The organism is Burkholderia sp. HI2714, assembly GCF_002223085.1.
In the GTDB taxonomy this organism is placed as follows: Bacteria; Pseudomonadota; Gammaproteobacteria; order Burkholderiales; family Burkholderiaceae; genus Burkholderia; species Burkholderia lata_D.
Genome location: NZ_NKFM01000053.1, coordinates 1 through 21,748 on the forward strand (window position 1 = coordinate 1; position 21,748 = coordinate 21,748).

A 21,748-nucleotide genomic window follows, 5' to 3' on the forward strand; every position below is an offset into this window, starting at 1 on the left:
GCAGTTCAGGCAGCGGCCCTCGGGCCGCTGCCTGACGCGCTACAGTTTGTCTCTTTTTCTTCATCGGCATATCCATGGCCTTTACACCTCATGATATGCCCCGCCCACGAAATCACGGATAGGTCCCCAACCCTAATCGAGCCGCAACCGTTGAATAGCCGCCCCCCGCTAATCCGGCGGCTGCCATAAATTCTTGTCCCGCAGACAGCGATCAATCGGAATAAGGCGTGCCCGGCGCATCTTCGTCACGTCGCCACCGTCAACGGACTCGAATACCATGCACGCGCATGTCAGATAATCCTCTTCGCGAACCGATGAATACGTATACGACTTCCTCGTATTCGGATACATGTCCGACTGACGAATGACCGGCCATTGCCCGGCCTCCCTGTCGATCATCCAGATCCGCTCGCTGTCATGAAACTCGATTGCATTGTTCTTCGACGAATTCCTCGATAGATCCAGCCAGCCACATCGATCCCCTGACGCGTTGGCATGGATGGAGCACATCAACACCAACGCCGAATACAACATGCCGATCCATGTCTGAATACGGGGGACGAACCGCCACCGGGTATCGCGCATTGCCACCTCAATCACGGTTTCGGGGCAAATTTCCATTTGCCTTCGCTATATTCCAGCGACACATACTTTTCCAGCCCGCTGCCCCAAATCGTCATATCGCCGAGCCTGCGAAATGGATAATATTCGGCCTCGTTACGGACCTTGTGTCCGTGCAACTGCATATCGATGGAATTTGCCCACTCCTCGAATCCCTGCTCAGCCCGTATCGAATACCTGACATCCGTCCTGTACGCGCCATTAAGATCCTTGTAGACGCTCCCGTTGATCCGCGACCGGTCCGACGAATCGCCGACAAAAAAATCCGCCTCGAGCGACGTGAAGTGATCGTACACATAGCGCCCAAAGCAAAGGGCCTTCGACGAACCTCCGGCCCCGGATGGTCCGGCTTGATTGCGCTGTTCGCGCACATACGGCTTCGCTTGCGGAACAATGTCGTAAATCCGCTTTTCGTGCGGATAGAACTGAACGGGCCCGGCATTCCTGTGCGGCACAACCCTCCTGGCGACGAATCCAGCATCGGCCAGCGCCTCCATCAACGCCAGCGTATATTTGGTCTCGGTGTACACCGGCGCGTCGAAATCGTAGACGACTGGCCAGTTCCGATAATCGTCGCAAACTTCGTCGGTCGTATAGCGCAACGCGTCCTGACGTGCAAACGCTTCTGCCTGAGATTGGGAGGGGGGACTCGGGAACGTGATCGGAGGCTGACTCGATGGCTTGGACCACCCATAGCCTGCGGTGGCGAGCACAACGACTGGAATCATCACTATGGATATCGTCTTGAATCGCGTCTTCGCTTTCACGATCAATTACTCGCTGCAGTTTCCGGAGGGAATCGCGCGATACTAGCACGCAGCCTTGGACGACCCGGTTATCAAGACATCCGCAATACCGAATCAGGACTGGCGTTTTTTTATTCGAGCATCAGAATGCGTGACCCGCCGCTCGCTTTACGTCCAGCAATCAATAGTTGACGGCTCGCGCGGGCAACATCCGATCCTGACCGGCGCATCCGCCAAGCGCCGCACATCGACGGGCATCCGGTATCCGCCGTTACGGGCGACGGCACATTCGCCCCCTCGCACAATTCACATCGGTGCGCGTCGTTTCGATGTATCCAGCACATCACCCGGGTCGATTTCCGATGGCATCGAAATGCTTCGATGCGCACCACGGTAAAATTCTGCTTTCGTCCCGCCCGGGCAACCGACCCACGCCTGCCCGGGTGTGCACCACAAGCATCGACACCCCACCATCATCTTGATTTCCTTACACTTTTCCCCTCGCGACGCATGATGTACTCGCTCGCCACCACCTACATCCGCGAACTCGAGATCCGCAAGAGCCGCTTCATCGCGTACGCGATTCCCGTCGACGACCGCGACGCGGCCATGCAGGCGGTGCAACGCCTGCGCGACGAACATCCAGCAGCCACGCACGTGTGCTGGGCACTGCTGGCGGGCGGCCAGTCGGGGATGTCGGACGACGGCGAGCCATCGGGCACGGCAGGCCGCCCGATTCTCGAAGTGCTGCGCCATCACGATCTCGACGGTGTGCTCGGCGCGGTCGTGCGTTACTACGGCGGCGTGAAGCTCGGTGCGGGCGGGTTGGTGCGCGCGTACACCGATGCGATCGCGTCGGCGCTGCTCGATGCCGAGCGCGTCGAGCGCATCCGCTACACGCGGCTCGCGATCGAGATCGGCTATCCCGAGGAGGCGCGCGTGCGCCGCTGGATCGACCAGGCGGGTTATGAACTGGTGGACAGCGCGTACGGGATGACGGTCAAGCTCGTGATCAAGCTGCCCGAGACCGCCGCCGCGAACGCGCGAACCGAGTTGTTCGACCTGACGCAAGGGCGATCGGGCTTTCCCGATCTGTAACGAGCGGCCGCTATCGTCCTCGCCCCGCCCCTCGCTGCCTGCAAATTCCCCCGAAAAATCAGATACGTCCGATAGAAAAACCGCACGCCGCCACTTAATCTCACCGGGTTCCCGGCGACTCGCGCCGCATACGTTTTATCCGCAGGCCGGCACAGGCGGCACGCAACCGCCACCGGCCGAGTCGGCACGCAACCGCCACCGGCCGAGTCGGCACGCCAAGGCCGGGCGTGCGACGGGCGGTTCGTCACGCGTCGCCAATAATCAAAATTCAGCTACGGGATAACGGACGCATGCATCAAGTGCACACACTGCAAGCCCAGCTTGCGGAACTCGATCGGCGCATCAAGACGGCTCGGCGCCGCGAACGCAATGCGGTGCTGGCGCAGGTACGCGAACTCGTCACGAGCTACGCGCTGACCGCGCGGGAAATCTTCGGGCAGGGTTACAGCGATCGCGCGAAGCTGTTCACCGTCGGCGCGAAGTATCGCGACCCGGCAACCGGCGCGACATGGAGCGGCCGCGGCCGTGCACCCGCATGGATCGTCGGGCGCGACCACACCGCGTTTTTGATCCGGGAGTAATGCGCGCCGCGTTGCGCGGCGCGTCCCTTCATCGCATCGAATCCGCGCCGGCCGCTCAGTAAGTGTCCGGCACGATCATGTTGTCCGGCACAGGTCGACGGATGTAATCCTCGTGATGCTCGCGCGGCGGCAGGTCGATCGGCGCGTGCGGCACCTCGTGATACGGCACTTGCTGCAGCAGGTGGTGAATGCAGTTCAGCCGTGCGCGCTTCTTGTCGACGGCCTGCACGACCCACCACGGCGCTTCCGGAATGTGGGTGCGCTGCAGCATCTCTTCCTTCGCGGCGGTGTAGGCTTCCCAGCGGCGGCGGCTCTCAAGATCCATCGGGCTCAGCTTCCACTGCTTGAGCGGATCCTGGATCCGGCTCTGGAAGCGCACTTCCTGCTCGTGATCGGTGATCGAGAACCAGTACTTGACGATCTGGATTCCGCTGCGCACCAGCATCTTCTCGAATTCGGGCACCGAACGGAAAAACTCCTCGTATTCCTCGTCGGTACAGAAGTTCATCACGCGCTCGACGCCCGCGCGGTTGTACCAGCTGCGGTCGAACAGCACGATCTCGCCGCCGGCCGGCAGATGCGCGACATAGCGCTGGAAATACCATTGCGTGCGTTCGCGGTTGTTCGGCGCCGGGAGCGCCGCCACGCGGCATACGCGCGGGTTCAGCCGCTGCGTGATGCGCTTGATCGCCCCGCCCTTGCCGGCCGCGTCGCGCCCCTCGAAAATGACGACGAGCCGGTGCCCGGTGCTCACGACCCAGTCCTGCAGCTTCACGAGTTCGCCCTGCAGGCGGAACAGTTCGCGGAAATATTGCTTGCGCGCCTCGCGGCGCTCCTGCGAAAACAGCAGGTCGTCGCTGTCGTCGAAGCGGCGATCGTCGAGCTCCATCTCGAGCTCTTCGTCGTAGGCGTCGACCAGATCCTCCTCGAAGCGGCGCTGGCGCGCTTCCATCGATTCCATATCGGTGCGGTCGTCGGTCTCGGTGCGGGTATCGTTGTCGCCCATGGGGCCTCCTTCCATCATTGACGCAGCCAAACTCCAACATTATCCCAGTGTCGCGCGTCAAATTCATGAAAAAAGGGCCGGCGCGCCGGTCAGAAGCGGAACGCGAGCAGCACGCTGGCCAGCACGGGGTTCGCGGAAATATCGAACGTGTTCGACGCGAGCTGCCGGTTCGGCTGGTCGATGTCCAGCGTAATCTTCGTCCGTAACGGAATATAGGTCACCATGCCGGTGATCCAGAACTGGCGCGTGATCTGGTAGCTCGCGCCGACGGTGAACACCGGCTCCCACACGCTCTTCACCTTGGCGGACACATTGGTCTTGCCCGCCAGCAGCAGGTCGCCGCCGGCATCCCAAATGCGCTGGAACAGTGACGGGTCGAGCAGCAGCGACTGGAGGCTGCCGATGTCCGCGCCCGCCGCGAGCAGCCCGCCGAGCGACGCGAGCTTGCGCTGGAACACGGGATTCAGGTTCGTGTTCGTGAAGCGCGTATAGCTGATGCCGATGCCCGCGAACGGGCGGAATCGATCGTCGCGCTCGCCGAGGTAGTACTTGAACACGACGGAGCCGAGCCACGCGCGCGTGGTCGCGAGCGGATTGCTTTGCGTGTTCGCGAGATCGATCAGCGGAAAGCGCCCCTGGACGCCGGAAAAAATCCGGTCGAGCGGCAGCGCGATGCTGCCGTGCCCGCGCAGCGTCAGCACCGGCGGAATGCCCCCGCCGAGTTCGGCCGCCCAGTTCTCCGAGAAAAAGTGGGTCAACGTGAAGGCCAGCGTGTTCGTATTGCTGAGCGACAGGCTCGAACCCCGGTTCTGGAAGCTGTTCAGCCCGAGTGCGTCCGTGTGCGTCGTCACGGGCGTCGATCGGCCGGTCGTGCCGACGAAGTGCCAGCCGAGGCCGACCATGTTGCGATCGTCGCCCATCAGTTGCGTCAGCAACGGCGGCGCCTGGGCGGCCGGCAGATCGGGCAGCCGGGCCGGGTCGATCGGATGCAGTTCGTACGGCATCCGGTCGGCGTGGACGACGCCGCCCGCCGGTGCGTCATCCGCCGTTGCATCGCGTGTCGCGGCCGGCTCACAGCCGCCGGCTGCGCCGTTGTCGTCGAAGCCGATGCCGTCCGCGCCATCGTCGCGCGCTGCCGCGCATGCGTGCCCCGCCCCGCGGGTCCGCTGACCGAGCGTGATCTTGCGCGCCGTGAACGGGACGGCGTCGGGTGGCGGCACATCGCCCGGCTCGCCGCGACCGCGGCGGGCCGGCCCCGCATCGGTCGCCCACGCGCTCGCATCGAACCCGTCCGCGTCGCCGCCCGGCCAGAAGCCGATCCCGTCCGCGCCGGCCTGCCAGCGTGGCTCGGTGTCGCCATCCGGCTGCGGCGCGCCGTGCGCGGCGGCCGCGCAGGCGAACAGCGTCGCGCCGAGCCAGCGCGACAGCGGACGCACGGCGCCCGGCCGCGCGTGGCGGCGGTCCTTGTCCCGGCTCGCCATCCGCTCAGGCCGGCACGCCGAACAGGCGTTGACGGATGCGGTACAGCGGCTCGAACAGCCATTCGAGCAGGCTGCGCCGCTCCAGCACGATGTCGGCCTTCAGCATCATCCCGGCCCGCAGCGACAGCGGCCGCCCGTCGAATGCCGGCGTGCGGTCGGCCAGCTCGACCCAGGTCTTGAAGTAGGTCTGCGGCGTGGCGGCATCGCCCGGCAGGTTCAGCTCCTTCGCGGAAAACGCGACCGGCGAGATCGACAGCACCTTGCCGCGATACGTGCCGAACTTCTCGACCGGATAGCTGGCGTACGCCACCTTCACTTCCTGCCCCTTCTTCACGAAGCCGGCCTTCGACGACGGAATGTAGACCTCGGCGATCAGCCCGTCGGCCTTCGCGGGCAGGATCTCGACGACGCGCGTACCCGGCGGGTCGATCACGCCGCCCTGCACGACGTCGAGCCGCACGATCTGCCCGTCGGCCGGCGCGTACAGCACCTGGTTCACGTTCTCGTCGATGTTGTATTCCTTCGCGTTCAGTTCCTCCTGCTTGATCTTCAGTTCCGCGTTGGCGCCGTCGTACTTGCTCTGCATCGTGTCGAGGTCACCGCGCAGCTTCATCGCGTTCTTCGCGAGTTCGGCGCGGCGCAGCAGCAGGTCCTGGTACGCCTGCCCGGCCTGCAGGTACTGCGTGTTGACCTGGTTGTACTGTTCGAGCGTCACGACCTGTTCGTCGAGCAGCTGCTTCACGCGTGCGCGCCGTTCGCCGTACTCGTCGACGATGCGCTTCTGGTCCTGGATCTGGCGGTCGATCAGCCCGCGGCTTTCACCCTGCGCGGCAATCTGCTGGTTGATCTGCTGCACCGACGACTTGTATTCGAGCCGCGCCGCGTCGATCTGCTGCGTGACCTCGATGCGCTGCCGGTCGAGCGCCGCGCGCATCCCCTGCACGTTGTTCGCCTGGCTCACGAAGCTCGTGTCGCGCGTCACCGCGAGCAGCCGCTGGCCGGCCTTCACGTGCTGGTCCTTGCCGACGTAGACGTCGCGCACGGCCCAGCCCGGCGGCGCGCTGACGCCGATCAGCCCCGAGCGCGGCGTCAGCATTCCCGACACGCTCTCGGTGTTCGCATAGCTCAGCTCGACCAGCGCGGTCACGAACATCGCGAACATCGCGAGCGACAGGTAGCAGAAGAACCGCATCGACACCGGCACGTCGACGACGCCGTGGATCACGGTGCCGAAGGTCGTGCCGCGCGCGAGCTTGCGCGACGGCTTCTGTTCTCGGAGGGCGGAGTTCCAGGTCGGCATGGGGCGGGCTCGTCAGGCGCGACGCCGCGCGGCCGCATCGAGCAGCGGCGCCGGCATCAGGTAAGGCGTGAAGTGTTCCCAGAAATGCCACTGCTCGGGCTGGCGCACGAGCGCCTGCTCGAGCTGGTCGACGATGCGCTGGTGCGTCGCGCGCACGGGCGACGCGTCGTCGTCCGCGCCGAGCATCGGTGCAAGGGGGCTGGCCGCGAGTTCGGTGAAATGCACCGCGCAGCGATCGCGGAACGGCACGCCCGTCGCATACGCGACGAGCAGCGGAATCCCCTGCTCGACCGCGAGCTTCACGCCGCCGCCGGCCATCCGCACCCAGCGGCCGCCGAGCCGGCAGCGGTTGGTCTTGCCGAACTTGCCGTGCAGGTCGGAGAACAGCAGGAATACGGGCGCCTCGCGCCGCAGGCTCGTGATCAGCCGGCGCAGATGCACGCGCTCCTCGATGTCGATGAACTCGACTTCGCCGGCACCGTATTCGGAGACGAGCCGCAGCGCATCGTCGAAGAACGCGCCCGGCGCATCGCGGTGCAGGATCACCATCAGCTTGCGGTCGTCGGGAATCATGAAGCGCAGCTTCGTGACGAACAGCATCAGGTTGCCGAAGTGCAGCCCCGCGAGCATCAGCGGGCCGCCGCGCGCGAGCGCCGCCTGCAGTTGCGCGTCGCCTTCGCACGCCATTCCATCGATCATCGACTTCATCGATTCGAGGCTGTGCGACCGCAGCTTGAGCCCCGCGAACTCCGCTTCGAACAGTTCGCGCACGATCGCCGCCGAGACTTCCCGCACGCGCCGCGGATCGTCGTTCAGGTGCGTGCTCAGCATGAACGCGACCGCGCGCTCGATCGACTCGCGAATACACGGAAAGCAGCGCAGGCATGCGCCCGAGCACCAGCGCATCAGCCGCAGCCCGCGCGCGGGCGACGTGCGCAGCGCGACGGCCCGCACCGCGCGCCGCACCAGGAACGCATACGAGAACGGATTGAGCAGAAAGAGTCGTCCGAGCATCACCGCGTCTCCTCGGCCGAACGCCACGCGTCGGTCGCATCGGTCAATACGCCGTCCTGCATCTCGTAGATCCGGTCGACCCTCGACAGGATCGACGCGTCATGCGTGACGAGCACGATCGTGCACGGCAGCGTCAGCACGTTGCGGCAGATCTCGTGGGTCGTCGCCTGGTCGAGGTTCGACGAAAATTCGTCGAGGATCAGCAGGCGCGGCTCGCAATACAGCGCGCGTGCGATCAGGAGCCGCTGCATCTGGCCGGCCGACAGGAATTTCTGCGTGTCGCCGAGCGGCGTGTCGTAGCGATGGTCGAGCCGCTCGATCTCGTCGTGAACGCACGCGAGCTTCGCCGCATCGAACATCGCGCCGATCCGCGGCGCGGGCGCGAAATTCGTGATGTTGTCGCGGATCGTGCCGCGAAACAGCTGGTCGGACTGCGTGACGGCCGCGAGATGCTTGCGGTACTGCCGCAGGTTCACTTCCGCGAGATCGACACCGCCGACGAACAGCGTGCCGGGCTCCGGCCGCACGAGCCCGCAGATCAGGTTCAGCAGCGTCGTCTTGCCGCTGCCGGTGCGGCCGACGATCGCGATCTTGCCGCCCGCCGGCACGTCGAGCGCGATGTCGCGCAGGATCGGGCGGTTGCCGCCCTTCGGTGTGTACGACAGCGCGCGGATCGCCAGCGCGCCGTCGAAACCGTCGACCGGCCGCACGACCGCGCCCGGCGCGGGCTCCTCCGTCTCGGTCTGCAACACGTCCGCGACGCGGTCCATGTGCACCTGCAGCACCTTGCGGCGCACGTAGAGCTGGATCGAGTCGATGAACTTGTCGGCGAACAGGTTCTTGTACTGGATGAACGCGTAGATCACGCCGATCGTGCTCTGCCCATGCATCACGAGCCACGCGCCGTACGTGACGATCACGAGTTGCTCGACGTGCACGATCCCCTTCGAGATCGCATCGAACAGCAGTTGCAGCCGCTCCTGCTGGCGCATCGCCTGCAGCTTCTGCGTGAACGCGTTCACCCACAGGCTGCTGCGCGCGGTCTCGGCCGACAGCAGCTTGATCGAGTGCGCGGAGCGGATGTTCTCGATCAGCAGCGCATCGGCTTCGGCGCCGCGCGTGAGGATTTGCGACATCGCGTCCTGCAACTGCGGCTGGATCGCGAGCCGGCTCAGCGCGAACAGCACCATCCCCGCGAGACTGATGCCGGCCAGCACCGGGCTGTAGTACAGCATCAGCACGAGCGTCAGCGTGCAGGTGACGATATTGAGCAGCCCGCCGACGAGGCCATCGACGAGAAAGCGCCCGACCTCCGACACCGACGACACGCGCGAGATCGAATCGCCCGTGTTGTGGAACAGGAAATAGCCGATCGGCAGCCGCGCGAGATGACCGACCATGTTCGCCGACAACTGCTGCGACACGATGTTGCGCAGGTAGCTCTTGATGTTGCCGACGAGGTTCGCGTAGAGCGTGTCGAACAGGAACACGATCGCGAACAGGATCGTCAGCAGGTACAGGATGTCGACGTCGGTCTTCTTCAGCGCCTCGTCGATCGTCAGTTGCACGTACGACGGGCCGAGCAGCAGCAGGAGCTGCGCGGCGACACCGCCCGCGATGCCGATCGCGAGGCTCTTGCGGATGCCGGTCAGCCCGTCGAGGTAGTCGCGCAGCCGGATCCGGTCGGCCTGCCCCGCCCGCGTGAAGCCGATGTCCGGATTCAGTTCGAGCGCATAGCCGGTGATGTGCGTGAGCGCCTGCGCGAGCGGCAGCTTCGTCTCGCCGAGCGCGGGATCGACGATGTGCACGCTGCCGTAGCCGACCTTCGTCAGCACGACATAGTGGTTCATCCCCCAGTGCAGGATGCACGGCGTCTTGAGCGCGTCGAGCTCGCCCGCGTCGAACTGCAGCCCGCGCGCACGCAGGCCGAGATCGTTCGAGATCTCCATCAGGTCGAAGAACGACAGCCCGGAATCGATCCGGACCGGATAGCGGTTGCGCAGCGTGCGCAACGTGGTTTCGCGCCCGTGCCACGACGCGATCATCGCGAGACAGGCCAGGCCGCACTCCGTCACCTCGTCCTGCAGGACCGGACGGACTTTACGCGTATTGAAGAGCATGGTCGGGCACCCGGGGCGCGACGACGCGCCGCCCGGGCCTGCCGCTAGCGGGCCCGTGGCGGGTCGTGCGCGATACGCATGGGCGCAGCCGGCACGCTGCCGGCTGCGACGGAAGATCGGTGTTACCGGCTGCTTGGCGGGCCGCTCAGCGCGACGAGCCGAGCGACATCCGGAACTGTTCGACGGCGCGGGTCTGGTACTGGGTCATCAGGCCCTGGAGCGTGGTCCCGATCGACTGGTTGACGAGATCGACCGTATAGGCGGCCGAATTGGAGTAAAGCGACGCGCCGCCGCGAATCTGGCGGGCCTGTTCTTCGGTGATGTCTCGCATTTGTTGTGGCCTTTATATTGTCGGAATGCCCGCGCCGTCAGCCAATTGCTATCTCAATGGCCGTTCACTTTATTACGGGGATAATCCGGAACTCCTGCCTCCTGATAATCGCCCGAACCGAAAGTAATGCATTTCGGATTCGCTTTATTTCCACTGCGGCGATCGATTCTTTTCCTTCTGTTTCGCAGCATTTCGCGCGGGGGGCGCCTCCCCGCGCACGGCGGTTACTTGCCGGTGTTATTGAACGTCTTCGGGTTCTGCAGGTAATTGCCGAGGCTCGGCAGGAACTGGCCGAGCGCGGTCACCACCGGCGCGGCGTCAACAGCGAGGCTACCCAGCGAGCTGATCGCACCGCCGCCATGCACATTCCTGACCTGTTCCGTCGTCATGACCTTCATCATTCTCTCCTCGTAAAAAATAAAGATGACGCAAAGAGCCTTCATTGAAAGACAAACGGCTTTTAATCTCTAGCGACTTGTTAATCTAATAATCACCGCGATTACGAGCCGAAATCAGGCTATCATGCGAGCGCATCGGAATTCAATGGAGGACACACTCTTACAGTGGCGTTTTCCGATACACCACGATTGGCAGGCATTCACGCTGTTTGAATTTCAATTTCAATACGTTTAAATCCCGCCGCAATGCGTTGCGGCACGGGCAGGAGACGGAGACGGCCATGTTTGAAACGAGGCGCGCGAATCGCGGATCGGCGACGCGGAATGCGGGTAATTCCCTATCAAGTTTTTCGACTAGGTGGAATCCCCGACTTGCAACCATGACATTGTTCGCTGTAACGATAGCCGGCCTGTCCGCGAACGCGCGTGCGTTCTGCCTCGACACCGCGTTCCAGTACGCGGTCGTGCACGATCCGCGCTACCTGCAGGCGCGCAGCGAATACGACGCGGCCCGCCAGAAATTCCCCGAAGCGCGCGCGCAGATGCTGCCGCAGGCCGCCGCGCAACTCGAATGGGGACGCTACGGTACGCACGCGAACCTGTTCGGCATCGACGTCAGCGGATCGAGCAATGCCGCATACGGTTCCGCGCAGGTCACGCAGGCGCTATTCAACGTGCCCTACCTGTACGACATGCGGCGCGCGACCGAGTACGAGGAATCGGCGAAACAGAAGCTCGAGGTGGCGCGGCAGGACCTTATCCTGCGCGTCGCGAACGCGTGCTTCGACCTGCTGAGCGCGCGCGAGAAACTGCAGTCGGCCGACGACGAAGTGAGCGCGCTCACCCGGCTCGAAAGCGATACGCGGCGCATGGCGCAGCTCGGGATGAAGACGATCGGCGATACGGCCGAAATCGAGGCGCGCCGCAGCCTCGCGCAATCCGACGAAGCCCTCGCGCAAACCGACGTCGACGCACGCCGTGCGCGCTACGAGACGCTGCTCGGTTCGACGATCGATTTCTCGCGCTGGCCGCGGCTCGCGATGCGCGGGTCGTCGCCGCGCATTCCATCGGGCGAATACGCGCCGCAGGACAACCCCGCGTACCGGCAGGCGTATCGCGACGTCCAGGTCGCGCGGCTCGCCGCGAAGCGCGTCAGCGCCGAGCACTTGCCGACCGTCGACCTGTTCGCGTCGTATTCGCGCGGGCTCAACCCGAACCTGCGCGGGCTCACCGATCGCTCCGACTTCCATCAAAGCGCGGTCGGCGTGCAGGTGACGATCCCGATCTTCTCCGGCGGCAGTGTGTACTACCGGCAGGTGGAAGCCGAGCACGTGACCGAGCAGTACCGCAACCGGCTGCGCGAGGTCGAGGAGCAACTGGGCACCGATCATCGCGAGGCGCTGTCCGCGCTCGAATCGGTCGGCAAGCGTATCCGTGCGCTGCAGCAGTCGCTGCAGGCCGCGCGGCTCGCGTACGATTCGTCGATGAAGGCGCATCAGGTCGGCTACAGCACGACGTACGAAACGCTGAACCTGCGGCGCGACATCTCGGGCATCCGGCAGAAGCTGTTCGACAGCTATCTCGATGCGCTGAAGCTGCAGCTGAAGCTGAAAAGCGTGCTGGGTACGCTCGACGAACAGTCGCTGATCGCGGTGGACAGCTTCCTCGAAAGCAACGCGGCGAGCGACCGGAGTTGAACGCGGCACGAGCGCGGTCGCTGCTCGTCAGTCCGGCGGCGGCAGTACGACCGTATCCTCCGGCCCGAGCACGCGCCCGTCCTGCGAACGTAGTTCGAGCTTCCTGACCGGCAACCCGCTCTTCCGGTCGACGAGCAGCACGTGCGCCTCGTCCGGTTCGAAGAAGAAATCCTCACCCCACTGCCGCAGCGCGACGAGCAGCGGAAACAGGCCGCGCCCTTTCTCGGTCAGCACGTATTCGTGATGCGCGCCGCCGTCCGCGGCCGGCACGATGTCCATGATCCCGTGCGCGACCAGGTTGCGCAGGCGCGCGGCCAGGATGTTCTTGGCCAACCCGAGATTCTTCTGGAATTCGCCGAAGCGGCGCAGCCCGTCGAACGCATCGCGGACGATCAGCAGCGACCACCAGTCGCCGATCGCGTCCAGCGGGCGGGCAACGCCGCAGGGGGAATCCTCGTGCGTGGTTCGTCTGTTCATCGATGCATGGGGCGATGCCGTTCCCGGAATGCGGGCGGAACGGCGGTCGTTTCCGTTGAAATGAATGGTTGCAATATAAAACTCGTCGAGCGAAAGATCAATCGCGCGACGCCCGACTGTTCGCGATCGGCGAACGGAATGGTCGATTCGGGCCAGATTGGCACTTCAACGCCTATTTCCAGCCGATAAATTCCGGCACTGCTCCCTTCCGATGGGTCATCACGCGCCCACGCCCCGGTCATTCGACGGCTATTCCGGCCAACCTTTCGGTTGCACCTTGAAACCAAATATCCTACGCTTCGATTCGGTTTCAATTTGAAACCAAACTGTCCGACTATCCGAAGGAGCGTTCGATGATCCGGTCCGATGCCACGTTCGACGGCACCTTTCCATTCGCCCCGCATTTCGACGACGCATCCGGCTTCCGGATGCACTACGTCGACGAAGGTCCCCACGACGGCGAAACCATCCTGTGCCTGCATGGCGAACCCACTTGGGGTTATCTGTTCCGGCATCTGATTGCCGCGCTGAGTCCGGCGCACCGCGTCGTCGTCCCCGATCACATGGGCTTCGGCAAAAGCGCGACGCCGCAGGACCGCAGCTACTGGCTGCAGGACCATGTCGACAACCTGGAGCGCTTCGTGCTCGCGCGCGGCCTCGATCGCATCACGCTCGTGATGCACGACTTCGGCGGCCCGGTCGGCATGGGGCTGGCCGCGCGGCATCCGGATCGCATCCGGCGGCTCGTGGCCGCGAACGGGCCGACGCCGTTCGGCCAGCCCGACCTGGTCGAGCGACTGAACGCGAACGGTCGCGATGCGCCGTGGTTCCAGTGGATCGCGCGCGCGGCGGCGGACGATACGCTGGAGACGGTGCTCGGTCAGCTCGGCTTCAATATCCTGAGTACGCTGAAGCTGAACGGGTTCGAAAATCACGCGGTTATCAACGACACGTGGATCGCCGCGTACGGTGCGCCGTTCGCGCAGCCGGCCGACTGCGCCGGCGCGATCGGATGGGCCCGCGGGTTTGCCACCGGCGCGCACCGGTTCGAGGCGCCCGATGCGGCGGCACTACGCGCGATACGCGAAAAGCCCGCGCTCGCGATCTGGGGAGACGCCGACCGAACGCTCGGCGCCGAACACTTCCTGCCGCTCTTCACGGCCCTGTTTCCGTCCGCGCCCGTCGAACGGCTGGCGGGCGTCGGACACTACTGCTTCGAGGATGCGCCCGACGCCATCGCGGCACGCATCGCCGAATTCATCCGGACCACCGGTTGAGTGCGTTCCGCAGCCGGCGGCACGACGCCCGGCTGCGGAACACGGCGTGCGCGACCGCCTTTGCAACCGCGCACGCCCCTTCACGTCAGTGAATGATCCGCGTCACGCCTCGCCCGCGCGGGTCGGCCATCGCCTCCGGCGTCTTGCCGTCGATCTTGATCACCTGGATGTCACCGCTGAAATCCTGCCCCTTCAGCGTATAGCCACGCGCCTCGATCTGCTTCGCGAGCTCGCCTTCGATCGGGTGGTACGGCTCCCAGAAGATCGTGTTCGGCGGCAGCAACTGGTGATGGAAGCGCATTGCGCCGACGGCCTCCTTCAACGGCATCTTGAAGTCGTAGATGTTGTTGATCACCTGGAAGATCGACGTGAAGATGCGCGAGCCGCCCGGCGTGCCGATCACGAGCGACACCTTGCCGTCCTTGGTCATGATCGTCGGCGACATCGACGACAGCGGGCGCTTCTTCGGTTCGATCGCGTTCGCGTCGCTGCCGACCACGCCGAACATGTTCGCGACGCCCGGCTTCGCGGAGAAGTCGTCCATCTCGTCGTTCAGCACGATGCCGGTGCCGTCGGCGATCACGCCCGAGCCGAAATAGCCGTTGATCGTGTACGTGTTCGACACCGCGTTGCCCCACTTGTCGACCACCGAGAAATGCGTCGTTTCAGCCTTCTCCGGCATCGTCGTGCCGAGGCCCGGCTGCACGCTCTTCGTATCCGACGGCTCCTTCGGGTTGACTTCACCTGCCCGTTTCGCGATGTACGCGTCGTCGGTCAGCTGCGCGATCGGCACCTTGTAGAAATCCGGATCGCCGAGATACTGCGCACGATCGGCGAACACGCGCTTCTCGATTTCCGCGACGAGGTGGATGTACTGCGGCGAGTTGAGCTTCACGCCCTCGAAGTCCTGCTTGAGGTCGGCCTTCATCTTCAGCAGCTGCACGAGGCCGATGCCGCCCGAACTCGGAGGCGGCGCGGTGATTACGTCATAGCCGTTCCACTTCGCCTGCACCGGTTGGCGCCACACCGCCCGGTACTGCGCGAGATCCTCGGTGGTGATCAGCCCGTTGCCGTCGCCGGTCTTCATCGACGCGGCGATCAGCTCGGCCGTCTTGCCCTTGTAGAAACCTTCCGCGCCGTCGTTCGCGACGCGCGTGAGCACGTCGGCAAGATCCGGCTGCTTGAAGTTCACACCGGCCTTCAGCCCGGAGAAATATTTGTCGAAGTTGGTCTTGCCGCCGAACTCCTTCGATGCGTCGACGCCGCGCTGCGCGAGCTGCTCGTCGACGACGAAGCCGTCGCGCGCATAGTGGATCGCCGGCGCGAGCACCTGCTTCCACTTCAACTTGCCGAAGCGCTTCTGCGCTTCCCACATGCCCGCGACCGTGCCCGGCACGCCGACCGCGCGCGGGCCGTACAGGCTCATGCCCTTGACGACGTTGCCGTCCTTGTCGAGATACATGTCCTTCGTCGCGGCAAGCGGCGCGCGCTCGCGATAGTCGATGAAGTACGGCTTGCCGTCCTTGTAGATCGTCATGAAGCCGCCACCGCCGATGTTGCCGGCTTCCGGATACGTGACGGCGAGCGTGAATGCGATCGCGACGGCCGCGTCGATCGCATTGCCGCCTTCCTTGAAGATCCGCTCCGCGGCATCCGCGCTGTACTTGTCGGCCACCGCAACGGCCGAACTCGTCAGGACGGCCGGCTGCGGCCCCTTCGCATAGACGGGCGCGTTCGGCAGGAAACCGATGCCGGCCACCGTCGCGAGCACGACAGCGGATGATTTGAAGCGATTCAGCGTAGTCATTGCATGTCCCCCATGTGGATCTCCTTCAGGCAGGAAAAGCACCTGTTCCGCTCATGGCCGCTGGCACGCCGACGGCCACATCCGGTTTCGTAGTATAGGGGGACAAAAAGGGTCGAACACGTGACGTGCGACGAAAGCGTATTCGTCATGTGCGCGAGATCATGTCGAGGCGTCCGAACAGGGATGCGGATCGGTCGAAATGGCACGCGGGACACGTCATCACGCAACGCACAAAAAACCGAAAGTTGCGAACCGCGCGGAAAGCCGAACGGGACGTTCAAAAAAATCTGCAAACGTCCCCTCCCGCTGCATGGGCCGATCTGCGAAGATAGCGCCCCGCTTTCGCGGTGCATCATTTTTCGTGCACGCATCGCTTCACGTTTCTTCGTCTCGCTTCCTATGGCATCACACAATGCGCATCATGCGTCCGGCTTCGCGGCCGGTGTCGCCGCCGCCGTCCTCGTCGCACAAACCGGGGCAACCGGCCCGTGGCATTCGGGTCTGTTCGCCGCATTCGCGGCCGGCGTCGCGGGCGGCACCGCGCCCGACTGGCTCGAAGTCGCATGGTGGAGCCGCAAGCGCCGCCTATGGATCACGCATCGCACCGTCACGCACTGGGGCATCGGCTGGATCGCGCTGCTGGCGCTCGGTTGGCACGGGCTCATCCATCATCCGCATCCGCTGTGGGCCGCGCCGCTGTTCGGCTTCGCATGCGGCGGCGTGATGCACCTGCTCGCCGACTGGCCGAACCCGCTCGGCGTGCCGTGGATCTGGCGGCGTCACTCGCTGAACCTGTGGAACAGCGGGCATTGCGACCTGATCGTCGTGGCCGCCGCATGGGGCGGCACGCTGTGGCTCGCACAGTCGCTGTGGTCGCGTGCGCCGCTGCTCGAGCACTGGCTCGGCTGGCTGAATCGCGTTTAGTTGCAATTCGACGCAATTCGGCACGCGATCGGCGTGCCGACGCGCATGCAACTTTCCGTTCATTGAAAGTGCGGCGACGGCCCCCATCTGAGTTCGAATCGTCGCCACCCGTGCCCGGCACGCACGCGCGACGTCTGGCACACTGACGATTCGATTCGCAAGCGCGCGCTCCGCGCGCTTGCACCCCATTTCAACGCTCCGATGGACGTCACCGCTACCCGCCCTGCCGCCAGTGCGCTCGACGTGTTCCACCCGGCCGTCGCCGCGTGGTTCCGGCGCACGTTCGCCGCGCCCACCGGCGCGCAGGCGCTCGCGTGGCCGCACATCAAGGCCGGCCGCTCGACGCTCGTGGCGGCGCCGACCGGCTCCGGCAAGACGCTCACCGCGTTCCTGTGCGCGCTCGACGATCTGGTGCGCGATGCACTGGCGCACGACGGCACGCTGCCCGACGCGACGCTCGTCGTGTACGTGTCGCCGCTGAAGGCGCTGTCGAACGACATCCATGTGAACCTCGATGCGCCGCTCGCCGGCATCGCCGAATCGCTCGCGCAACTCGGCCTGCCGGTGCCGGCGATCCGCACCGCCGTGCGCACCGGCGACACGACGCAGGCCGAGCGTGCCGCGCTGCGCAAGCGCGCGCCGCACATCCTCGTCACGACGCCCGAATCGCTGTACGTGCTGCTGTCGTCCACGTCGGGGCGCCAGATGCTGTCGAACGTGCGCTCGGTCATCGTCGACGAAATCCATGCGCTCGCATCGTCGAAGCGCGGCAGCCATCTCGCGCTGTCGCTCGAACGTCTCGACGCGCTGGCCGGCCATGCGCTGCCGCGTATCGGGCTGTCGGCGACGCAAAAGCCGATCGACGCGGTCGCGCGCTTCCTGGTCGGCGGCCCGGCTGACGCGCCGCGCGACTGCACGATCGTCGACACCGGCCACACACGCGAGCGAGACCTGGCGCTCGAACTGCCGAACGTGCCGCTCGAGCCCGTGATGGCAACCGACGTGTGGGAACAGGTGTACGACCGCATCGCCGGCCTCGCGGCCGCACATCGCACGACGCTGGTGTTCGTCAACACACGGCGCACCGCCGAGCGCATGGCGCGCCATCTCGCCGACCGGCTCGGCAAGGAAGCGATCGCCGCGCATCACGGCAGTCTCGCGAAGGAGCACCGCTTCGACGCCGAGCAGCGCCTGAAGCGCGGCGAATTGAAACTGCTCGTCGCCACCGCATCACTCGAACTCGGTATCGATATCGGCGACGTCGATCTCGTCTGCCAGGTCGGCTCGCCGCGCGGGATCGCCCCGTTCCTGCAGCGCGTCGGCCGCTCCGGGCACCATGTCGGCGGCGTGCCGAAGGGCCGGCTGTTCCCGTTGTCGCGTGACGAGCTCGTCGAATGCGCGGCGCTGCTCGATTGCGTGCAGCGCGGCGAACTCGACACCCTGCGCATTCCCGAAGCGCCGCTCGACGTGCTCGCGCAGCAGATCGTCGCCGAAGTGGCGTGCACGGAATGGCAGGAAGACGCGCTGTATGCGAGCTTCACGCGCGCGGCGCCGTACGCGCGGCTGACGCGCGAGCGCTTCGACGAAGTGATGAAGATGCTCGCCGAAGGCTTCACGAGCCGGCGCGGCGTGCGCGGCGCGTACCTGCATCGCGACGTGGTCGGCGGCACCGTGCGCGGGCGCCGCAACGCGATGATGACCGCCACCACGTCGGGCGGCACGATCCCCGACATGGCCGACTACGCGGTGTTGCTCGAACCGCAGGGCATCCAGGTCGGCACGGTCAACGAGGATTTCGCGATCGAGAGCCTGGCCGGCGACGTGTTCCAGCTGGGCAACCAGTCGTACCGAATCATTCGCGTGGAAACGGGCCGCGTGCGTGTCGAGGACGCGCAGGGCCAGTCGCCGAACATCCCGTTCTGGCTCGGCGAGGCGCCGGGGCGCAGCGACGAGTTGTCGGCGGCGGTCGGCCGGCTGCGTGCGCGGCTCGACGGACTGTTCGCCGACGGCGAGCGGCAGGCGCATGCCGACGGCGGTGAGCGCGCTGACGTCGATACCGGCGGGAAGTCCCCGCCTGCAGTCAAGGCTGCGCCCCAAGCCAAGGCCAAGATCGGTGCAAAATCGACGCCACGCGCCGAAGCCGAAGCCGAAGCCGAAGCCGAAGCCGAAGCCGAAGCCGTGATCAGTGTGCGAAATAGCATCACCCCGGCCAGCGGCCGCCTCGCGCCGGCATTGCGCTGGCTAATCGACGATCTGCACCTGTCGCCCGATGCCGCGCACCAGATCGCCGACTATCTCGCGCGCACGCGCGCCGCGCTCGGCGCGCTGCCGACGCAGGACACGCTCGTGATGGAGCGCTTCTTCGACGAATCGGGCGGCACGCAGCTCGTGATCCATTCGCCGTTCGGCAGCCGCATCAACCGCGCGTGGGGGCTCGCGCTGCGCAAGCGCTTCTGCCGCAGTTTCAACTTCGAGCTGCAGGCGGCCGCGACCGACGACGCGATCATCCTGTCGCTGTCGCTCGCGCACAGCTTCGCGCTCGACGAAGTGTGGCGCTACCTGCGTTCGGCCAGCGCCGAGCACGTGCTGGTGCAGGCCCTGCTCGACGCGCCGATGTTCGGCGTGCGCTGGCGCTGGAACGCGACGACCGCGCTTGCATTGCCGCGCTTCACCGGCGGCAAGCGCACCGCGCCGCAACTGCAGCGGATGAAGAGCGACGATCTGCTCGCGACCGTGTTCCCCGATCAGGTCGCGTGCCTCGAGAACGTCGTCGGCGAGCGCGAGATTCCGCATCACCCGCTCGTCGACCAGACGCTCGACGACTGCCTGCACGACGCGATGGACACCGAGGGCTGGCTTGCGCTGCTGCGCCGGATCGAAAGCGGCGCGATCGAGCTCGTCGCGCGCGACCTGCCCGCGCCGTCGCCGCTCGCGGCCGAGATCCTGAACGCGAAACCCTACGCGTTCCTCGACGATGCACCGCTCGAGGAACGCCGCACGCAGGCTGTGCAGTCGCGCCGCTGGAGCGATCCCGAATCAGCCGACGATCTCGGCGCGCTCGACGCCGATGCGATCGATGCAGTGCGCGACGAAGCCTGGCCACTCGTGCGCGACGCCGACGAAATGCACGACGCGCTGCTCACGCTCGCGTGCATCGCCGATCGCGAAGCACGCGAACGCGAAGGCTGGCTCGACCGGCTCGCGGAACTCGCCGAACGCCGCCGTGTGACGAAACTCGTCGCGCCGGACGGCGCCGCGCTGTGGGTGTCGGTCGAACGGCTCGTGTGCCTGCGTGCATTGCATCCCGACGCGCGCATAGCGCCGGCGCTCAAGGTGCCCGCCGCCTGCGCGCAGCCGTGGGAATCGGATGCCGCACTCGTCGACGTGATCCGCGCGCGGCTCACCGGCTTCGGGCCGCTTGCGCTCGACGCGATCGCGACACCGCTCGGGCTGCCGCCTGCGTCGATCGCGACGGCACTCGCGGCGCTGGAGCGCGAAGGCTATGTGATGCGCGGCCGGTTCACACCGGGCACGACGGTGGACGAATGGTGCGAACGCCATCTGCTTGCGCGCATTCATCGCTATACGGTGAAGCGCTTGCGCCGCGAGATCGAGCCGGTCGAGCGCGCCAATTTCATGCGCTTCCTGTTCCACTGGCAACACCTGACGCCCGACACGCGCGGCACGGGCCGCGATGCACTCGCGGCCGTGGTCGAACAGCTCGAAGGCTACGAGGCCGCGGCGAGCGCATGGGAAGACGCGCTGCTGCCCGCGCGGCTCACCGACTACATGGCGGGCGGGCTCGACGAGCTGTGCCGCTCGGGCAAGCTCGTGTGGACGCGCATCGGCGCACCGGCGCGCGCAGCCGGCACACCCGTGAAGACGACGCCGATCGTGCTGCTGCCGCGCCGCCACCTCTCGGCCTGGCAGGCGCTGCGCGATCCCGACGCGCAACCGGCGCTGTCCGCGCGGGCCACGCAGGTACGCGACGCCCTCGCCGCGCACGGCGCGATGTTCTTCGATGCGCTGCTCGACGACCTGCGCATACTGCCCGTCGAACTCGAACAGGCGCTCGGCGAACTCGTGTCGGCCGGCCTCGTGAATGCGGACAGCTACGCGGGCCTGCGTGCGCTGTTGAAGCCCGCCGTCAAGCGCAGCGCGACCTATGCGCCACGCACCCGGCGCGGCGGTGCGCTGATCGGCGGGATGGACGACGCGGGCCGCTGGGCACTCGTGCAACGTCACGCGCCGCCGGACGATGCGCCCGTGCCGAAACGCGGCCTCGCCACGACCGACCCCGACGCGCTCGAACACATCGCATGGACGCTGTTGCGCCGTTACGGCGTCGTGTTCTGGCGGCTGCTCGAACGCGAAGCCGACTGGCTGCCGAGCTGGCGCGAACTCGTGCGGGTACTGCAGCGCCTCGAAGCACGCGGCGAGATTCGCGGCGGACGCTTCGTCGCCGGGCTCGCGGGCGAACAGTTCGCGCTGCCCGAAGCGATCCCGATCCTGCGCGAAATGCGGCGGCAACCGGGCGACGGACAGTACGTGTGCGTGACGGGCGCCGATCCGCTGAATCTTGCCGGCACGCTGCTGCCCGGCGACAAGGTGCCGGCGCTGGCCGGCAATCGCGTGCTGTTCCGCGACGGCGTACCCGTCGCGTCGCTGGTTTCGGGAACGTTCCACTACGCACCCGAGCTGTCGCCCACCGCGCGCGAGGACGCCCGCCTGCGGCTCGCACGCCACTGCTGACATCGGCTGACACGCGACACCGCACGGACTACTGATCGCCGGGCCGCGCTGCCGCCGTCGTTCGGGTAGCATCGAACGATTTTCCGCGCGGGCGCCCGCGCTCGAACACGACAAGACT

Annotated in this window: 17 protein-coding genes; 6 read left to right on the forward strand and 11 right to left on the reverse strand. The window is 65.8% G+C overall.

The window, feature by feature from the left end:
* Positions 1 to 168 precede the first annotated feature (168 nt).
* The gene (locus CFB82_RS26775; protein ID WP_143750971.1) at positions 169 to 621 is read right to left on the reverse strand and encodes a DUF4087 domain-containing protein; all 453 of its coding nucleotides are present in this window, start codon (positions 619 to 621) and stop codon (positions 169 to 171) included.
* Positions 597 to 1,388 (reverse strand): hypothetical protein, encoded by a 792-nt coding sequence (locus CFB82_RS26780; protein ID WP_143750972.1) that lies wholly within the window; start codon positions 1,386 to 1,388, stop codon positions 597 to 599. Before CFB82_RS26780 ends, CFB82_RS26775 begins: the two co-directional genes overlap by 25 nt.
* A gap of 489 nt (positions 1,389 to 1,877) precedes the next feature.
* On the opposite strand from CFB82_RS26780, the gene CFB82_RS26785 reads away from it, so the two are divergent.
* Together CFB82_RS26785 and CFB82_RS26790 are read left to right on the forward strand one after the other, a co-directional pair.
* Positions 1,878 to 2,465: an IMPACT family protein gene (locus CFB82_RS26785; RefSeq protein WP_089485970.1), complete on the forward strand. Its 588-nt coding sequence runs from the start codon at positions 1,878 to 1,880 to the stop codon at positions 2,463 to 2,465.
* A gap of 290 nt (positions 2,466 to 2,755) precedes the next feature.
* Positions 2,756 to 3,046 (forward strand): H-NS histone family protein, encoded by a 291-nt coding sequence (locus CFB82_RS26790; RefSeq protein ID WP_089485971.1) that lies wholly within the window; start codon positions 2,756 to 2,758, stop codon positions 3,044 to 3,046.
* A 55-nt stretch (positions 3,047 to 3,101) separates the two neighbouring features.
* Here the strand turns inward: CFB82_RS26790 and ppk2 are convergent, their stop codons facing one another.
* From ppk2 to CFB82_RS43405, 7 genes are all read right to left on the reverse strand, one after another.
* Positions 3,102 to 4,052 (reverse strand): polyphosphate kinase 2, encoded by a 951-nt coding sequence (gene ppk2, locus CFB82_RS26795; RefSeq protein WP_089485972.1) that lies wholly within the window; start codon positions 4,050 to 4,052, stop codon positions 3,102 to 3,104.
* A gap of 89 nt (positions 4,053 to 4,141) precedes the next feature.
* A complete protein-coding gene (locus CFB82_RS26800; protein ID WP_089485973.1) occupies positions 4,142 to 5,533 on the reverse strand; it encodes an OmpW/AlkL family protein in 1,392 nt (463 codons plus the stop codon).
* A gap of 4 nt (positions 5,534 to 5,537) precedes the next feature.
* Positions 5,538 to 6,833, reverse strand: a complete 1,296-nt coding sequence (locus CFB82_RS26805) for an HlyD family secretion protein (RefSeq protein ID WP_089485974.1) — start codon at positions 6,831 to 6,833, stop codon at positions 5,538 to 5,540.
* A gap of 12 nt (positions 6,834 to 6,845) precedes the next feature.
* Entirely contained in the window at positions 6,846 to 7,850 is a 1,005-nt protein-coding gene (locus CFB82_RS26810; RefSeq protein WP_179255458.1) for a hypothetical protein, read from the reverse strand.
* Complete coding sequence (locus CFB82_RS26815) at positions 7,847 to 9,967, reverse strand: peptidase domain-containing ABC transporter (RefSeq protein WP_089485976.1); 2,121 nt, start codon at positions 9,965 to 9,967, stop codon at positions 7,847 to 7,849. The genes CFB82_RS26810 and CFB82_RS26815 overlap by 4 nt, the downstream gene beginning before the upstream one ends.
* A gap of 145 nt (positions 9,968 to 10,112) precedes the next feature.
* The gene (locus tag CFB82_RS26820) at positions 10,113 to 10,298 is read right to left on the reverse strand and encodes a hypothetical protein (RefSeq protein WP_027791386.1); all 186 of its coding nucleotides are present in this window, start codon (positions 10,296 to 10,298) and stop codon (positions 10,113 to 10,115) included.
* A 224-nt stretch (positions 10,299 to 10,522) separates the two neighbouring features.
* A complete protein-coding gene (locus CFB82_RS43405) occupies positions 10,523 to 10,699 on the reverse strand; it encodes a hypothetical protein (protein ID WP_006479216.1) in 177 nt (58 codons plus the stop codon).
* A gap of 278 nt (positions 10,700 to 10,977) precedes the next feature.
* On the opposite strand from CFB82_RS43405, the gene CFB82_RS26830 reads away from it, so the two are divergent.
* Complete coding sequence (locus CFB82_RS26830; RefSeq protein WP_089485977.1) at positions 10,978 to 12,393, forward strand: TolC family protein; 1,416 nt, start codon at positions 10,978 to 10,980, stop codon at positions 12,391 to 12,393.
* A gap of 27 nt (positions 12,394 to 12,420) precedes the next feature.
* Here CFB82_RS26830 and CFB82_RS26835 read toward each other — a convergent pair whose 3' ends face one another.
* Complete coding sequence (locus tag CFB82_RS26835) at positions 12,421 to 12,870, reverse strand: winged helix-turn-helix transcriptional regulator (protein WP_069251376.1); 450 nt, start codon at positions 12,868 to 12,870, stop codon at positions 12,421 to 12,423.
* 353 nt (positions 12,871 to 13,223) lie between these two features.
* Between CFB82_RS26835 and CFB82_RS26840 the strand changes: the two genes are divergently transcribed.
* Positions 13,224 to 14,147: an alpha/beta fold hydrolase gene (locus tag CFB82_RS26840; RefSeq protein ID WP_089485978.1), complete on the forward strand. Its 924-nt coding sequence runs from the start codon at positions 13,224 to 13,226 to the stop codon at positions 14,145 to 14,147.
* A gap of 85 nt (positions 14,148 to 14,232) precedes the next feature.
* Here CFB82_RS26840 and ggt read toward each other — a convergent pair whose 3' ends face one another.
* Complete coding sequence (ggt, locus tag CFB82_RS26845) at positions 14,233 to 15,954, reverse strand: gamma-glutamyltransferase (protein ID WP_089485979.1); 1,722 nt, start codon at positions 15,952 to 15,954, stop codon at positions 14,233 to 14,235.
* 399 nt (positions 15,955 to 16,353) lie between these two features.
* Here ggt and CFB82_RS26850 point away from each other — a divergent pair, with 399 nt between their 5' ends.
* Both CFB82_RS26850 and CFB82_RS26855 read left to right on the forward strand, forming a co-directional pair.
* The gene (locus tag CFB82_RS26850; RefSeq protein ID WP_069251373.1) at positions 16,354 to 16,878 is read left to right on the forward strand and encodes a metal-dependent hydrolase; all 525 of its coding nucleotides are present in this window, start codon (positions 16,354 to 16,356) and stop codon (positions 16,876 to 16,878) included.
* 201 nt (positions 16,879 to 17,079) lie between these two features.
* Complete coding sequence (locus tag CFB82_RS26855) at positions 17,080 to 21,630, forward strand: DEAD/DEAH box helicase (protein ID WP_089485980.1); 4,551 nt, start codon at positions 17,080 to 17,082, stop codon at positions 21,628 to 21,630.
* Positions 21,631 to 21,748: the final 118 nt, after the last annotated feature.

Coding starts and splice junctions, on each gene's coding strand:
- CFB82_RS26775 (WP_143750971.1), bottom strand. CDS start 621: ATGGAAATTTGCCCCGAAACCGTGATTGAGGTGGCAATGCGCGATACC.
- CFB82_RS26785 (WP_089485970.1), top strand. CDS start 1,878: ATGATGTACTCGCTCGCCACCACCTACATCCGCGAACTCGAGATCCGC.
- CFB82_RS26790 (WP_089485971.1), top strand. CDS start 2,756: ATGCATCAAGTGCACACACTGCAAGCCCAGCTTGCGGAACTCGATCGG.
- ppk2 (WP_089485972.1), bottom strand. CDS start 4,052: ATGGGCGACAACGATACCCGCACCGAGACCGACGACCGCACCGATATG.
- CFB82_RS26800 (WP_089485973.1), bottom strand. CDS start 5,533: ATGGCGAGCCGGGACAAGGACCGCCGCCACGCGCGGCCGGGCGCCGTG.
- CFB82_RS26805 (WP_089485974.1), bottom strand. CDS start 6,833: ATGCCGACCTGGAACTCCGCCCTCCGAGAACAGAAGCCGTCGCGCAAG.
- CFB82_RS26815 (WP_089485976.1), bottom strand. CDS start 9,967: ATGCTCTTCAATACGCGTAAAGTCCGTCCGGTCCTGCAGGACGAGGTG.
- CFB82_RS26820 (WP_027791386.1), bottom strand. CDS start 10,298: ATGCGAGACATCACCGAAGAACAGGCCCGCCAGATTCGCGGCGGCGCG.
- CFB82_RS43405 (WP_006479216.1), bottom strand. CDS start 10,699: ATGATGAAGGTCATGACGACGGAACAGGTCAGGAATGTGCATGGCGGC.
- CFB82_RS26830 (WP_089485977.1), top strand. CDS start 10,978: ATGTTTGAAACGAGGCGCGCGAATCGCGGATCGGCGACGCGGAATGCG.
- CFB82_RS26835 (WP_069251376.1), bottom strand. CDS start 12,870: ATGAACAGACGAACCACGCACGAGGATTCCCCCTGCGGCGTTGCCCGC.
- CFB82_RS26840 (WP_089485978.1), top strand. CDS start 13,224: ATGATCCGGTCCGATGCCACGTTCGACGGCACCTTTCCATTCGCCCCG.
- ggt (WP_089485979.1), bottom strand. CDS start 15,954: ATGACTACGCTGAATCGCTTCAAATCATCCGCTGTCGTGCTCGCGACG.
- CFB82_RS26850 (WP_069251373.1), top strand. CDS start 16,354: ATGGCATCACACAATGCGCATCATGCGTCCGGCTTCGCGGCCGGTGTC.
- CFB82_RS26855 (WP_089485980.1), top strand. CDS start 17,080: ATGGACGTCACCGCTACCCGCCCTGCCGCCAGTGCGCTCGACGTGTTC.